Origin of the sequence: Vogesella sp. XCS3 (assembly GCF_020616155.1) — a bacterium.
In the GTDB taxonomy this organism is placed as follows: domain Bacteria; phylum Pseudomonadota; class Gammaproteobacteria; order Burkholderiales; family Chromobacteriaceae; genus Vogesella.
Map to the genome: position 1 here is coordinate 2401799 of NZ_CP085530.1, position 13134 is coordinate 2414932.

16 protein-coding genes are annotated in these 13134 nt (G+C 64.5%); 13 read left to right on the forward strand and 3 right to left on the reverse strand.

The annotated features are described in order from the left end of the window. Window positions 1–18: 18 nt before the first annotated feature. Window positions 19–1146: an S-(hydroxymethyl)glutathione dehydrogenase/class III alcohol dehydrogenase gene (locus LCH97_RS11500; protein WP_370630690.1), complete on the reverse strand. Its 1128-nt coding sequence runs from the start codon at window positions 1144–1146 to the stop codon at window positions 19–21. 117 nt (window positions 1147–1263) lie between these two features. On the opposite strand from LCH97_RS11500, the gene LCH97_RS11505 reads away from it, so the two are divergent. From LCH97_RS11505 to LCH97_RS11550, 10 genes are all read left to right on the forward strand, one after another. Then, window positions 1264–2136 carry a LysR substrate-binding domain-containing protein gene (locus LCH97_RS11505; protein WP_227301806.1) on the forward strand — a complete coding sequence of 291 codons (873 nt, stop codon included), beginning with the start codon at window positions 1264–1266 and terminating at the stop codon, window positions 2134–2136. Between the two features lie 55 nt (window positions 2137–2191). Then, window positions 2192–2833: a pyridoxamine 5'-phosphate oxidase gene (gene pdxH, locus LCH97_RS11510; protein ID WP_227301807.1), complete on the forward strand. Its 642-nt coding sequence runs from the start codon at window positions 2192–2194 to the stop codon at window positions 2831–2833. 309 nt (window positions 2834–3142) lie between these two features. After that, window positions 3143–4651: a M4 family metallopeptidase gene (locus LCH97_RS11515; RefSeq protein ID WP_304956712.1), complete on the forward strand. Its 1509-nt coding sequence runs from the start codon at window positions 3143–3145 to the stop codon at window positions 4649–4651. A gap of 69 nt (window positions 4652–4720) precedes the next feature. Beyond that, the gene (locus LCH97_RS11520; protein WP_227301808.1) at window positions 4721–4936 is read left to right on the forward strand and encodes a hypothetical protein; all 216 of its coding nucleotides are present in this window, start codon (window positions 4721–4723) and stop codon (window positions 4934–4936) included. A gap of 54 nt (window positions 4937–4990) precedes the next feature. Next, window positions 4991–5473: a DUF1456 family protein gene (locus LCH97_RS11525; protein WP_227301809.1), complete on the forward strand. Its 483-nt coding sequence runs from the start codon at window positions 4991–4993 to the stop codon at window positions 5471–5473. Beyond that, window positions 5470–5631: a hypothetical protein gene (locus LCH97_RS11530; protein WP_227301810.1), complete on the forward strand. Its 162-nt coding sequence runs from the start codon at window positions 5470–5472 to the stop codon at window positions 5629–5631. Before LCH97_RS11525 ends, LCH97_RS11530 begins: the two co-directional genes overlap by 4 nt. Window positions 5632–5731: 100 nt before the next feature. Beyond that, window positions 5732–6538 carry a helix-turn-helix transcriptional regulator gene (locus tag LCH97_RS11535; protein ID WP_017507514.1) on the forward strand — a complete coding sequence of 269 codons (807 nt, stop codon included), beginning with the start codon at window positions 5732–5734 and terminating at the stop codon, window positions 6536–6538. Window positions 6539–6638: 100 nt separating this feature from the next. Next, window positions 6639–7178 carry a YbhB/YbcL family Raf kinase inhibitor-like protein gene (locus LCH97_RS11540; RefSeq protein WP_227301811.1) on the forward strand — a complete coding sequence of 180 codons (540 nt, stop codon included), beginning with the start codon at window positions 6639–6641 and terminating at the stop codon, window positions 7176–7178. A 231-nt stretch (window positions 7179–7409) separates the two neighbouring features. Continuing rightward, window positions 7410–8588 (forward strand): aminotransferase class I/II-fold pyridoxal phosphate-dependent enzyme, encoded by a 1179-nt coding sequence (locus tag LCH97_RS11545; RefSeq protein ID WP_227301812.1) that lies wholly within the window; start codon window positions 7410–7412, stop codon window positions 8586–8588. Next, window positions 8585–8911, forward strand: a complete 327-nt coding sequence (locus tag LCH97_RS11550) for a GIY-YIG nuclease family protein (RefSeq protein ID WP_227301813.1) — start codon at window positions 8585–8587, stop codon at window positions 8909–8911. Before LCH97_RS11545 ends, LCH97_RS11550 begins: the two co-directional genes overlap by 4 nt. 143 nt (window positions 8912–9054) lie before the next feature. Here LCH97_RS11550 and LCH97_RS11555 read toward each other — a convergent pair whose 3' ends face one another. Both LCH97_RS11555 and LCH97_RS11560 read right to left on the reverse strand, forming a co-directional pair. Further along, window positions 9055–9876 (reverse strand): SAM-dependent methyltransferase, encoded by an 822-nt coding sequence (locus LCH97_RS11555; protein ID WP_227301814.1) that lies wholly within the window; start codon window positions 9874–9876, stop codon window positions 9055–9057. Window positions 9877–9919: 43 nt separating this feature from the next. Continuing rightward, a complete protein-coding gene (locus tag LCH97_RS11560) occupies window positions 9920–10810 on the reverse strand; it encodes a GGDEF domain-containing protein (RefSeq protein WP_227301815.1) in 891 nt (296 codons plus the stop codon). A gap of 138 nt (window positions 10811–10948) precedes the next feature. Between LCH97_RS11560 and LCH97_RS11565 the strand changes: the two genes are divergently transcribed. The 3 genes from LCH97_RS11565 (at window position 10949) to LCH97_RS11575 (ending at window position 12883) form a co-directional block, all read left to right on the forward strand. Continuing rightward, window positions 10949–11599 (forward strand): MBL fold metallo-hydrolase, encoded by a 651-nt coding sequence (locus tag LCH97_RS11565; protein ID WP_227301816.1) that lies wholly within the window; start codon window positions 10949–10951, stop codon window positions 11597–11599. Next, on the forward strand, window positions 11599–11919 hold the full coding sequence (locus LCH97_RS11570) for an MGMT family protein (protein WP_227301817.1): 321 nt from the start codon (window positions 11599–11601) through the stop codon (window positions 11917–11919). The genes LCH97_RS11565 and LCH97_RS11570 overlap by 1 nt, the downstream gene beginning before the upstream one ends. A 181-nt stretch (window positions 11920–12100) precedes the next feature. Next, the gene (locus tag LCH97_RS11575) at window positions 12101–12883 is read left to right on the forward strand and encodes an outer membrane protein OmpK (RefSeq protein WP_227301818.1); all 783 of its coding nucleotides are present in this window, start codon (window positions 12101–12103) and stop codon (window positions 12881–12883) included. Window positions 12884–13134 lie beyond the last annotated feature (251 nt).

The following is a 13134-nucleotide window of genomic DNA, read 5'->3' on the forward strand; positions in this document are numbered from 1 at the left end:
TGGCCGCAAGGCGGTGGTTTACTGGTAATGCACTACGCTGCGGATGCTCTTGCCTTCGTGCATCAGGTCGAAGGCGGTGTTGATGTCGTCCAGCGCCATGGTGTGGGTGATGAAGTCGTCGAGGCGGAACTCGCCTTTCAGGTAGCGTTCCACAAAGTGCGGCAGCTCGGAGCGGCCACGCACGCCGCCAAAGGCCGAGCCTCGCCACACGCGGCCAGTCACCAGCTGGAACGGGCGGGTGCTGATTTCCTGCCCCGCGCCAGCCACGCCGATGATCACCGACTCGCCCCAGCCCTTGTGGCAGCATTCCAGCGCCGAGCGCATCACGTTCACGTTACCGATGCACTCGAACGAGAAGTCCACGCCGCCGTCGGTCATCTCCACGATCACGTCCTGGATAGGCTTGGCAAAGTGCTGCGGGTTGATCACGTCGGTAGCGCCCAGCTTCTGCGCTAGCGCGAACTTGCTCTCGTTGATGTCGATGCCGATGATGCGGCTGGCACCGGCCATGCGCGCGCCGATGATGGCCGACAGGCCGATACCGCCCAGGCCGAAGATGGCTACGGTGTCACCCGCCTTCACTTTGGCGGTGTTCATCACCGCGCCCATGCCGGTGGTGACGCCGCAGCCTAGCAGGCACACTTCTTCCAGCGGCGCCGTCGGGTTTACCTTGGCCAGCGAGATTTCCGGCAGCACGGTGTACTCGGCAAAGGTGGAGGTGCCCATATAGTGGTAAATCGGCTGGCCGTCTTTGGAAAAGCGCGTGGTGCCGTCCGGCATCAGGCCCTTGCCCTGGGTAGCGCGAATCTTCTGGCACAGATTGGTCTTGCCCGACTTGCAGAACTTGCACTCGCCGCATTCCGGCGTGTACAGCGGAATCACGTGGTCGCCCACCGCCACGCTGGTGACGCCCTCGCCCACCGACTCCACAATACCGGCGCCTTCGTGGCCCAGGATGCAGGGGAAGATGCCTTCCGGGTCGTCGCCGGACAGCGTAAACGCGTCGGTGTGGCACACGCCGGTGGCCACCAGCTTGACGCGCACTTCGCCAGCTTGCGGCGGCATCACCTGCACGTCTTCGATAGTCAGCGGCTGGCCGGCAGCCCAGGCAACGGCGGCTTTACAGGTAATGGTGGTGGCAGTCATGGTGGTTTTCCGTCAGTAAAAAGGTTGGCCGCATTGTATTGGGCTTTGATTGCGGGATAATCCACGCTATCGGCAAATGATTTTTTACAGGGTGCAATAATGCTGGCATGGGAAGGAATGTGCGAATTTGCCGCCGTGGCGGAACACGGCAGCTTTACCCGCGCCGCGCAGGCGCTGGGGCTGTCGGTATCGCAGGTGAGCCGCCAGCTGGCGCGGCTGGAGGCGCGGCTGGGCACCCAGCTGCTGTACCGCAGTACCCGCCACGTCACGCTCACCGACACCGGCCAGCTCTACCTGCAGCACTGCCGCCAGTTGCTGGACTCGCTGGGCGAGGCCGAGCGCGCGGTGTCGCAGCACCTGTCGACGCCGCAAGGCAGCCTGAAAGTCACCGCGCCGCTGGCCTACGGCGAAAGCCATATCGCGCCGCTACTGCTGCAGTTCGGCCAGCGCTACCCGGCGCTGGACATCAAGCTGCAGCTGAGTAACGAGGTGCTGGACCTGGTGCACGACGGCTACGACCTGGCCATCCGCATCGGCCAGCTGCCCGACTCCAGCCTGATCGCGCGCCGGCTGGCCGGCCGCCATCTGCACATCTGCGCCGCGCCAGCCTACCTGGCCGCGCACGGTACGCCACAAACGTTGGCCGCGCTGGAGCAGCACAACTGCCTGCTGGGCAGCCACGAGCACTGGTTTATCGGCGAACACGGCAAGCGCCGCCCGCTGCGGGTACACGGCCGCCTGCGCTGCAACAGCGGCCACGCGCTCACGCAGGCGGCGCTGGCCGGCCACGGCATCGTGCAGCTGCCCGATTACTACGTGGCCGCGCACATGGCCAGTGGCGCGCTGCAAGCCTTGCTCACCGCCTGGCAGCCACCGGAAGAAGGCATCTGGGCGCTGTACCCGCACAACCGCCAGCTGTCGCCCAAGATCCGCATGCTGGTGGATTTCCTGGCCGACAGGCTGGGCCAGCCGGCGGCCACCGGCGTATGATGGCGGCCAACCCCGTGCGGCGCCTGTGCCGCCCTACTGTCTGTGGAGCCCGACCATGTCGCTGAACCTCGCCGATATCCGCCTCGAATACAGCAAGAAAGAACTGTCGCCCGACGATTGCCTGCCGGACGCAGTAGCCCAGTTTGAAGTGTGGCTGAACGAAGCCATCGCCTCGCAGGTGCACGAGCCTACCGCCATGCACATCGCCACCGTAGACGACAGCGGCCGCCCGTCGGCGCGCATCGTGCTGCTCAAGGGCGTGGAAAACGGCCAACTGGTGTTCTACACCAACTACCTCAGCCGCAAGGGTCGCCAGCTGGCGGCCAACCCGTATATTGCGGTGACCTTTTTCTGGCCGGAGCTGGAGCGCCAGGTGCGCATCGAAGGCCGTGTGACACAAGTGGCGCCCGAGGTATCGGACGCCTACTTCGCCAGCCGCCCCTACACCAGCCGCATCGGTGCCTGGGCCAGCGAGCAGAGTACCGAGATCGACAGCAAGACCGTGCTGGTGACCCGTGCCGCCAGCTTTGGCCTGAAGCACCCGCTGTCGGTACCGCGCCCGCCGCACTGGGGCGGTTACGCCATCGTGCCGGACCGCATCGAGTTCTGGCAGGGCCGCCCCAGCCGCCTGCACGACCGCGTGCTGTACACGCTGGCCAGCGACGCCAGCTGGGCACGCAGCCGCCTGGCACCCTGAGCTGCTATCGGCCCGCCACCACAAGCCGCCCATGGGCGGCTTGTGGCATTTTTAAGTCAAGAACAATAAAAAACGCTTTCATTTCAAACAAAATCTAAAAGCGTAAATTATTCATTTTGGCTACACATTGTCCTGAACCAAAGTGCAGCTTTCGCAGCAGCCACCTAGCAGACGCTTGAATGCCACATCGACACAGCGGATAACAGCAACACCAAGCCATTGACCTGCAAAGGAAATACCTGCCCGCAGAGGCAGGCCACCAGCAGGCCGTGGCTGGGCAACTCGCACAATCCAACACAGGAGTCCGATGTGAAAACACGCAACCTTCCGCTGCACGCGCTGGCGCTGGCCACCGCCCTGGCCTTCCCGGCTGCCGCCCAGGCCGCCACCGTCATTGATCTGTCCGCACCGCAGGCACGCAGCCTGGCCAGCGGCAGCGCCGCCTCGCTGCAAAGCCTGACCGGCGCCCAGGCCGGCGACCTGAAAGTGCTGCGCAGCCTGACCTTGCCCAATGGCAAAACCGTGACCCGCTACCAGCAATACTTCCAGGGCGTACCGGTGTGGGGCGAAGCCATCGTGGAAGAGGCCGATAGCAACGCCCGCAGCCTCGCCGGTGCCAGCAGCCGCAGCGGCCGCTACATTGCCGACATCCAGCAAGACCTGGCCAGCGCCCGCCCCACCCTGAGCGCACAGCAAGTACTGGCGCAGGCCAAGAGCCTGAAAGCCGCCGGCCGCACCACCCGTAACGACAAGGCCGAGCTGGTGGTGCAACTGGGCGCCAACAACGTAGCGCAGCTGGTTTACCTGGTGTCGTTCTTTGTCGGCGGCCAGCAGCCCAGCCGCCCGCACTTCGTTATCGATGCCAATAACGGCACCGTGCTGCAGCAGTGGGAAGGCCTGGCGCACGCCGACGCTACCGGCCCCGGCGGCAATAAGAAAACCGGCCAGTACGAGTACGGCACCCAGTACGGCCCGCTGAAAGTGAGCAGCGATTGCAAGATGGATAGCGGCACCGTGGTCACCGTCGACCTGCAGCACAGCGCCGACGAAAACAACCCCAAGACCACCCCGTTCCAGTTTGCCTGCCCGCGCAACACCTACAAGGCTATCAACGGTGCCTACTCGCCGATGAACGACGCGCACTTCTTTGGCGGCGTCATCTACAACATGTACCAGCAATGGCTGGGCGTGGCGCCGATCAAGGGCAAGCTGCACATGCGCGTGCACTTTGGCAGTGGCTATGAAAACGCGTTCTGGGACGGTGCCTACATGAACTTTGGCGACGGCGCGTCCACCTTCTACCCGCTGGTTTCGCTGGACGTGTCCTCACACGAGGTCAGCCACGGCTTTACCGAGCAGAACTCTGGCCTGGTGTACCAGAACCAGTCCGGCGGCATGAACGAGGCCTACTCCGACATCGCCGGCGAAGCCGCCGAGTACTTCGCCCGCGGCAAGAACGACTGGCTGGTGGGCAGCGAGATCTTCAAGGCCAGCGGCGCGCTGCGCTATATGGCCACCCCCACCAAGGACGGCCGCTCTATCGACAACGCCAAAAACTACCGCGCCGGCATGGACCCGCACCTGTCCAGCGGCGTGTACAACAAGGCGTTCTACCTGCTGGCCACCAAGACCGGCTGGAACACCCGCAAGGCGTTTGAAGTGTTTGCCGACGCCAACCGCTTTTACTGGACCGCCAACGCCACCTACAACAGCGGCGCGTGCGGCGTAGTGAAAGCCGCACAAAACCGCGGCTACACCGCCACCGACGTCACCGCCGCGTTCAAGAGCGTGGGCGTGGCGTGCAGCAAACCGCTGTAAACCGCCACACAGGCCGGTACCGCCCAGCGCGGTGCCGGCTTTTTTTGCGCCCATGCCAAGGGACACACCATGGGTTGTGCCGCCACCGCCTGGTGGCACCAGCAGGGCTACGCGGCAACATTGCCGTTCGAATCGCGCTTTAACGATTACAATCCCCCTATTCACACCAGCGGCGACACGCTGGCCAATATGGGCAAGCAGGCCGCGCACGCGCTGCAGTTTGCCTGCCTGGCCCTGTCTTACGCTGTCGAACTGGGGCAGGACGGCCGCACCGCCGCCCGCTGACGCCGCAAGGTTGGCCGCACGCCACCTGCGGCCAACCTTGATTGCGATACCACCATGCTTAACAACGACATCCTGCGCAGCGTGCGCTTTATCCTGAACATCAGCGACAAGCGCATGCTGGCCATCCTGCAGCACGTGGAGCCATACGCCGACGACGACTTTGCTGCCCTGCTGAAAAAAGACGAAGAAGACGGCTTTGCCGGCTGCAGCGACGAGCTGCTGTCGTCCTTTCTGGATGGCCTGATCATCGAACGCCGCGGCCGCCGCGACGACGCGCCGCTGCCGCCACCGGCGCTGCGCCTGAACAATAACGACATCCTGAAAAAGCTGCGCGTGGCGTTCGAGCTGAAGCAGGAAGACATCGAAGCGCTGATCGCGCGCACCGGTTTCAGCGTCTCCAGCGCCGAAGTCGGCGCGCTGTTCCGCAAGCCCGGCCACAAAAACTACCGTGTCTGCGGCGACCAGTTCCTGCGCTACCTGCTCAAGGGCCTGGCCATGAAGCACCGCCCGGATATGGCACACAAGACGGGGGCATGATGCTGCCACTGCGTTGCCTGTTTGCCTTCCACGGCGCCACCGGCAGCCTGCTGGAAATCAAGCGGCAGGACCTGCCGGCGCAGTTCCGCCGCTTCGCCCAGGGCAAGCCAGACAGCTGGCACGCCAGCGTCAGCGCGTGGCTGGCCACACAAGGCTGACACCCGCCCGCAACGCGCAAGCGTCGGCTCCGGCCGCTCACCCCCCTCGTCAGCACGCCAGGGCTGCGGCATGATGCGGCCAACCTGCCAGGAGCCCGCCATGTCCACCTTGCCGCTGTATATCTTTCGTAGCCTGCAACGCCAGCGCCTGGCGCGCGTGCCGGTGCTGTCCACCTTGCTGGTGGCGGTGGAGCACGGCGAAAAACAGCTGCTCACCCGCCACGGCAGCTGGCATTGCCCGCCCGGCAGCTGGCTGGTGATTCCCGGCGGCCAGGAGGTGGACATCATCAACCAGCCCGGCCGCCACGGTTACCGCGCCTGGACGCTGGTGCAGCCGCAGCACTGGCTGCAACGCCTGCTGGCGCAGTACGGCAGCCAGCTGCCCGCGCCGCCGTGGCAGGACTCGCCCCCGGTATTCCAGCCCCACCCCGACGCCGCCGCAGCACTGCAACAATTACAAACCCTGCTGCCGCAGGCCGAAGCCGGTACGCTGGGCGAGGCACGCGCCGAGCACGCCTGGCAGGGGCTGATGCTGGCGCTGGCCGCCGCAAGGCAGGGCGCCGACCTGTTCCGCCAGCCGCGCCAGGACGTGCGGGCACAAATCCAGAGCCTGCTGGCTTTCGACCCGGCGCGTGACTGGCAAGCCACCGATATCGCCCGCCACCTGGCCATGAGCCCGGCCACGCTGCGGCGCAGGTTGGCCGCAGAGCACACCTCGTTCTCCACCCTGCTGGGCGAAGTGCGCATGGAGCGGGCGCTGGGCCTGGTCAACAGCGGCAGCCAGCCGCTAAGCGATGTAGCCGCCGCCTGCGGCTACCTGTCGCCGTCGCGCTTTACTGCCGCCTTCCGCCAGCGCTTTGGCGTGACACCCAGCCAGCTGCGCCAGCAGCGCGATGTGGCGGCCTGAGCTGCTGAGCATTCCGGCACATCGGCTGGCGTCCAGCGGCGCGCCAGCATCAGGCAGGCCTGCCACACTGGGTACACCCTTCCCAACTTGGAGACGCCTGATGAAAACCCTGTTACTCGCCACCCTGCTGGCCTGCGCCAGCCTGCCCGCCATGGCTTTTGAACTGAGCAGCCCGCAGCTGCAAGACGGCCAAGCCATGAGCAAAGCGCAGGAGTTCAATGGTTTTGGCTGCGACGGCGGCAATGTATCGCCCGCACTGGCATGGAAAAATGCCCCCGCCGGCACGCAAAGCTACGCCGTTACCGTGTACGACCCGGATGCCCCCACCGGTAGCGGCTGGTGGCACTGGCTGGTTTTCAACCTGCCAGCCGCCACCCAAGGCCTGCCGACCGCTGCCGGTAATGACGCCAAGCTGCTACCTGCCGGTGCCATGCAAAGCCGCACCGACTTTGGCCAGCCCGGTTTCGGCGGTGCCTGCCCACCACCAGGCCACGGCCAACACCGCTATGTATTTACCGTGCACGCATTGAAAGTCCCGCGTCTGGATTTGCCTGCTGACGCCAGCCCGGCACTGGTGGGCTATATGCTGTGGGCCAATGGCCTGGGCAAGGCCAGCCTGACTGCCACCTACCAGCGCTAGGCAACCCGGGGCGGGTGGCGGGGCTGACACGGTAGCGGCCACAGCCTTGCCGGCCGCGGCCAAGCCAGGCAACGCCACACAAGCCTGCACATCCACAGCACGCCCGCTTGCAAGACCAAGGCTGTTTGCGGTGCAAACAGCCTTGGTCATCCCTATCCAGCCCGTCAGCGCAGACTTGACAGTGCCGCCACCGGCCACGCAGCATGCCGCATGTTTGCGCCCGGAGCTGCCATGACCCGCCCCACCCTGCACCCCGATACGCTGGCCGTCCGCGCTGGCGAAGACCCGTTCCGCCCGCACGACGCCCTGGCCGTACCCGTGGAGTTTGCCATCGCCCACGGCTACCCCGACGTGGCCAGCTGGGAGCAAGTGGCCCGCGGCGACGCACCCGGCCCGCTGTACAGCCGCAACACCGCGCAACCGGCCACGCTGGCGCTGGAAGCCAGGTTGGCCGCACTGGAAGGCGCGGAAGCCGCCGTCGCTTTTAGCAGCGGGATGGCGGCCATCAGCAGCACACTGATGGCGCTGTTGCGCCCCGGCGCCCGCGTGGTAGCCGGCAAGGACACCTACGGCGGCAGCCATTACCTGTTCCAGCACACGCTGCCGCACTGGGGCGTACAGGTAACGCTGTGCGATACCACCGACGCCGACGCTTTTGCCGCCGCCATGGCGCAGGGCTGCGACCTGTTGTATCTGGAATCGCCCACCAACCCGATGCTGAAGGTGCAGGACATCCGCCGTCTGGCAGCCGCCGGCCACGCGGCGGGAGCGCTGGTAGTGATCGACAATACCTTTGCCACACCGGTGAACCAGCAACCGCTGGCACTGGGCGCCGACCTGGTGCTGCACAGCGCCACCAAGTTTCTGGGCGGCCACGCCGACGCCATGGGCGGCATCGCCTGCGGCAGCCGGGAGCTTACCGACAAGCTGCGCCACTATCGCGAGATCCACGGTGCCTGCCTGGACCCGATGAGCGCGTTTTTGATATTGCGCGGCATCAAGACGCTGGCGCTGCGCATGCGCCAGCACAACGCCAACGCGCTGGCACTGGCGCAATGGCTGCAAGCCCACCCCGCCGTGGCACGGGTCAATTACCCCGGCCTGCCGGATCTCCCGCAGCACGCGCTGGCGGCCAGCCAGATGCAGGGCTTTGGCGGCGTGCTGAGCTTCGAGCTGGCCGGCGGTTTTGCCGCGGTGCAGGCCATGCTGCCGCGCTGCCAGCTGCTGATACGCGCCGCTACGCTGGGCTCGGTGGATACGCTGCTTGGCATCCCCAGCACCACCAGCCACGTAGAATGCAGCCAGGCAGAGCGCGTGGCACTGGGCATTCCGGGCGGGCTGGTGCGCTGTTCGGTGGGCATAGAAGACGTGCGCGACCTGATAGCCGACCTGGCGCTGGCGCTGGCGTGAGCGAGGCGGCACTTGCGGCCAACCCTGGCCGCCCCTGGTTCTTGTACGTACTGCACTGCCGTGGCGGCAGCCTGTACACCGGCATTACCACCGATGTAAACAAACGCTACGCCGCGCACGCCGCCGGCAAAGGCGCACGCTACACGCGCAGCTTTCCGCCACTCGGTATTGCCCTGGTGCTGCAATTTGCCAGCAAGGGGGAAGCGTTGGCCGCAGAACACGCGGTAAAGGCGATGGGGGCGGCGCAGAAGCGCGCCTGGCTGGCGGCAACGGCGCCTGACGGTGCGGTTACCGTGCCGACGGTGGGGCCGTTGCCGGGGTAAGCGTCGTCATGCCCGCCGTGGCATGGCGGGCGCTACGCGTAGCTGACCTACGGTGACTGGCGGCGGCTACAACGCCACGGGCCCGATGCGGCCAACCATAAGCTGGCCAACATCCGTACCCGCGCCAGATGCGACTGCCTGCCTTAGTAGGCGAAGCGTTCGCGCAGCTCTTCCAGATTCAGCTCGCGCAGGATGGATTCCTGGCGCTCGCGGGCGCTCTTCTTGCCGCCGCCCACTTTCTTGGCAATGATCAGCTCGTTTTTCATCGAGTGTTCCCAGCCCACCAGCTCGGTGACCGTGACCTGGTAGCCGCGCGCCTCCAGCTGCAGGCAACGCAGCACATTGGTGAGCTGGCTACCGAACTCGCGGGTATGGATGGGGTGGCGCCACAGCTCGGACAGCGGCGTCTTGCCAAAAGTCTCGTTCTTTTTCTGGCGCAATACGGACGCCACCTCGGCCTGGCAGCACGGCACCAGCACGATGTAGCGGGCGTCCTTGGCCAGCGCAAAGCGGATGGCGTCGTCGGTGGCGGTATTGCAGGCGTGCAGCGCGGTAATGATGTCGACCTGGGCCGGCAGCGCGTCCGAGGTAATGGACTGCTCGACGGTCAAGTTCAGGAACTGCATGCCGGCAAAGCCCAGCCGGTTAGCCAGCTCCACCGACTTGTCCACCAGATCCTGCCGCGTTTCCACGCCGTACACGGTGGCGTCGGCTTTGTCTTTCAGAAACAGGTCGTACAGGATGAAACCCAGATAGGACTTGCCGGCGCCATGGTCGGCCAGGCTCAGGCTGTCCTTTTGCGCCAGCACGTCGGCCATCAGCGGCTCGATGAACTGATACAGGTGGTACACCTGCTTCAGTTTGCGGCGGGTATCCTGGTTGATCTTGCCGTCGCGGGTAAGGATGTGCAGCTCTTTCAGCAGTTCGATCGACTGCTGCGGTTTGATTTCGGGGATCAGGCTCATGACGGCCTCCGCAGATTGGGTTGCCGTTATTGTAGCAGTGCCGTCAATCTGCCCACTCGGTACGATTACGCCCCATCTCCTTGGCGCGGTACAGTGCGCGGTCGGTACGCTGCTGCAGCTGCTCCAGCGTTTCACCCAGCCGCAGCCGCCCCACGCCAACGCTGGTGGTCAGCTGCAGGCTGCCGTTCACACGCATCGCGGCTACCGCCAGGCGGATCTGCTCGGCGATATCCTGCAAACGGCCATCCGGCATGTCGGGCAACAGTACGGCAAACTCCTCGCCGCCCAGCCTTGCGGCCACCCCCTCGGGTGGGCACTGTAGCGCCAGAATACGCCCCAGCTCGCGCAATGCCGCATCACCCACGCTATGGCCGTAAGTGTCGTTCACCGACTTGAAATGATCCAGATCGAGCAGCAGCAGGCCGATGCCGGCAGGCTGCATATCGGCGCCCAGCAGGTTGAAATGGCGGCGATTACACAGGCCGGTCAGCTCGTCGGTATTGGCCAGGCTATTCAATTGCTGATGCACGCGGCGGGCATGGCGCATCAGGCTGAACACGCCACAGGCCACCAGTGCCATGCCGAAGACCCGCATCAGGTCTTCGCCAAACGCCGATAGCCAGCGCGGCTGCTGCACAACCTCGTCCATCACATCGGCTACCGCACTCACCAGCCACAAGCTCAGCCCGCTGGTCAGCCAGTTATAAGCCGTACCCGACAACTCGTTACGCTGCACCCCCCACAGCATGACGACGATGATCAATAGCACGGTAAGCTCGGCAATCCCCCCGATGCTGAACAGCCAGATGGTCGGTAATGCAGGTAGCCACAGCAGATGAAAAGCAACCTCCAATAACAGCAATACGGCCAGCATCAGCATGAAACGGCGACGATGTTGGTGCAGATAGGGCTTTTTGGCGGGAAATTCGGGCATGATAGTGACAAAAGCGGTGTTTGCTGAGTGGTAGCATCGCCGTTTCTGCGCAGGCCGGCAAGCAGCAAAAGTACTTTTATCGCTACCACTCGGCTGTCAGAATTGAAACCATTAAATTAACTGAAGGATTCTATAGCCATGTCTTTACAGCTAAAGGTCATTCCCGTTACCCCCTTCCAGCAAAACTGCTCAGTCATCTGGTGCGATGAAACCGGCCAGGCCGCCGTGGTGGATGCCGGTGGCGATATCGGCCGTATTCGCGCCTTTCTCGATGCACAGGGATTGACCGTAGAAAAGCTCCTGCTCACCCACGGCCATATCGACCACGCCGGCGGGGCACGCGAGCTGGCCGACGCGCTAGGCGTGGCCATCGAAGGCCCGCACCCGGCCGAAAGCTTCTGGCTGGACCAGCTGCCCAGCCAGGGCACCATGTTCGGCTTTCCGCGGGCCGAGCCGCTCACGCCGGAACGCTGGCTGCACGAGGGCGATACCGTCAGCGTGGGCAATCAGGTGCTGGACGTGCTGCACTGCCCCGGCCACACGCCAGGCCACGTGGTGTTTGTCAGCCATTCGGCCAACGTCTGTATCGTCGGCGACGTGCTGTTCCAGGGCAGTATCGGCCGTACCGACTTCCCCATGGGCGATCACGAGCAGCTGATCGACGCCATCCGCAGCAAGCTGTTCGCGCTGCCGGACGACATGACAGTGGTGCCTGGCCATGGCCCGTTTACCACCATAGGGGACGAGCGCCGCAGCAACCCCTTCGTGGCCGACCGCCGCTACGGCTGATGGACGCCGGCTTCGAACGCGCCGTGCTGGCGCAGCTGCTGGCCATTCCACCAGGGCGCGTCAGCAGCTACGGTGTGCTGGCTGCGCTGGCGGGCTACCCGCGCCACGCCCGCCACGTGGGCAAGCTGCTGGCCAGCGCACCCGAAGGCGCGGGCTGGCCATGGTTCCGCGTGGTTAGCAGCAGCGGGCGTATTGCCCGCCCGGGCACCCCGCAGGCCGACTACCAGCGCCTGCTGCTGGAAGAAGACGGTATCGAGGTTGGCCGCAACGGCCGCATCGACTTGCGCCGCTACGGCTGGCCAGCCGACTTCATGCGTTAATCATGCGCCATCGTCATCTTATGACGGCAAACGTGCAGGAATAACACAGCATTTATGCTAAACAGCCGTTTGACTGCGCATTTATCGCTATTTCTGCTATTCTCCGCGTCCCCGTTTTCCGGCCTGGTGTCGCCATGCTCGGCAAGCGGGTGTTTTTTTAACGCACGCAGCAGAATCACTCATGAAAACTCGCACTACCCTGATCGCTCTGGCGCTGGCCTCCTGTGCCGGCTTTGCCCACGCCGACTACACTTTCTCCAACGTAAGCGCCAACTGGCTGGACTGGTCGTCCAACACCCAGGACCGTACCAATAAAGGCCCGTTCGGCGGCAAGGCAGACTTTGCCTACCTGGAAGCCGAAGGCGGCATGGGCGGTAACTGGGGCGAACTGTACGGCTTTGCCGACGTAGAAAACGCCGACCAGAACACCCGCGAAAACGGCGGCCAGAACCGTCGCTACGCTACGAAGGCAGTGGCCCGCGTGAACGTGGCACAAATCGGCAACCTGCCGGTACAGGCTTACGCCCACGTGTACGACTTCCGTGAAGGCAAGTTCTACGACCAGAACCGCGTTCTGGGCCTGGGCACCAGCTTCTCCGCCGGCAGCCTGTGGGTAAAACCGTTCCTGGGCGCGCATCAGGAATTCAAACAAGGTGTAGGCGCACACCGCAACGGCATGATGGCCGGCTGGGTGCTGGGCTTCCCGTTCAAGGCCGCCGGTCAGGACCTGATGGTGACCCAGTGGCACGAGATCGAATTCGACCGTGAAAACCGCTACCTGGCCATGGGCAAGGACGGCAAAGTGGCCAACGGCCGCAAACTGGCCAATAACGGCGCCGTATCGCTGTGGTGGAACGCCACCAAGAGCGTAACCGGTGGCCTGACCTACCGCTACGCCGACCAGAAACTGGGCTCCGCTACCTACCAGCGCGCCCTGATCACCACCATCAAGTACAACTTCTGATACGCGTACCGCCTGCCGCGTCAGGCTGGCAGCCAGCGGTGCAGCGCCAGGGCGCTACCGGCTGGCTGGCCACCTGGCGGGCAGCGGCAGTGCCGTAACAGCGTGTACCCCGACGGATGGCTGCACTGCCTTGCAGCCTGCCATTTGTCAACAATATCCAACGCCAGTGCGCCCGCACTGGCGTTTTTTCATCATCAAACATTCGTTTATGACAAGGTGAAGTTGCCGCCGTCGCCGGAAATATGTTAAAG

Coding starts and splice junctions, on each gene's coding strand:
- LCH97_RS11525 (WP_227301809.1), top strand. CDS start 4,991: ATGCTTAACAACGACATCCTGCGCAGCGTGCGCTTTATCCTGAACATC.
- LCH97_RS11565 (WP_227301816.1), top strand. CDS start 10,949: ATGTCTTTACAGCTAAAGGTCATTCCCGTTACCCCCTTCCAGCAAAAC.
- LCH97_RS11530 (WP_227301810.1), top strand. CDS start 5,470: ATGATGCTGCCACTGCGTTGCCTGTTTGCCTTCCACGGCGCCACCGGC.
- LCH97_RS11505 (WP_227301806.1), top strand. CDS start 1,264: ATGTGCGAATTTGCCGCCGTGGCGGAACACGGCAGCTTTACCCGCGCC.
- LCH97_RS11570 (WP_227301817.1), top strand. CDS start 11,599: ATGGACGCCGGCTTCGAACGCGCCGTGCTGGCGCAGCTGCTGGCCATT.
- LCH97_RS11555 (WP_227301814.1), bottom strand. CDS start 9,876: ATGAGCCTGATCCCCGAAATCAAACCGCAGCAGTCGATCGAACTGCTG.
- LCH97_RS11500 (WP_370630690.1), bottom strand. CDS start 1,146: ATGACTGCCACCACCATTACCTGTAAAGCCGCCGTTGCCTGGGCTGCC.
- LCH97_RS11545 (WP_227301812.1), top strand. CDS start 7,410: ATGACCCGCCCCACCCTGCACCCCGATACGCTGGCCGTCCGCGCTGGC.
- LCH97_RS11560 (WP_227301815.1), bottom strand. CDS start 10,810: ATGCCCGAATTTCCCGCCAAAAAGCCCTATCTGCACCAACATCGTCGC.
- LCH97_RS11540 (WP_227301811.1), top strand. CDS start 6,639: ATGAAAACCCTGTTACTCGCCACCCTGCTGGCCTGCGCCAGCCTGCCC.
- LCH97_RS11520 (WP_227301808.1), top strand. CDS start 4,721: ATGGGTTGTGCCGCCACCGCCTGGTGGCACCAGCAGGGCTACGCGGCA.
- LCH97_RS11575 (WP_227301818.1), top strand. CDS start 12,101: ATGAAAACTCGCACTACCCTGATCGCTCTGGCGCTGGCCTCCTGTGCC.
- LCH97_RS11535 (WP_017507514.1), top strand. CDS start 5,732: ATGTCCACCTTGCCGCTGTATATCTTTCGTAGCCTGCAACGCCAGCGC.
- pdxH (WP_227301807.1), top strand. CDS start 2,192: ATGTCGCTGAACCTCGCCGATATCCGCCTCGAATACAGCAAGAAAGAA.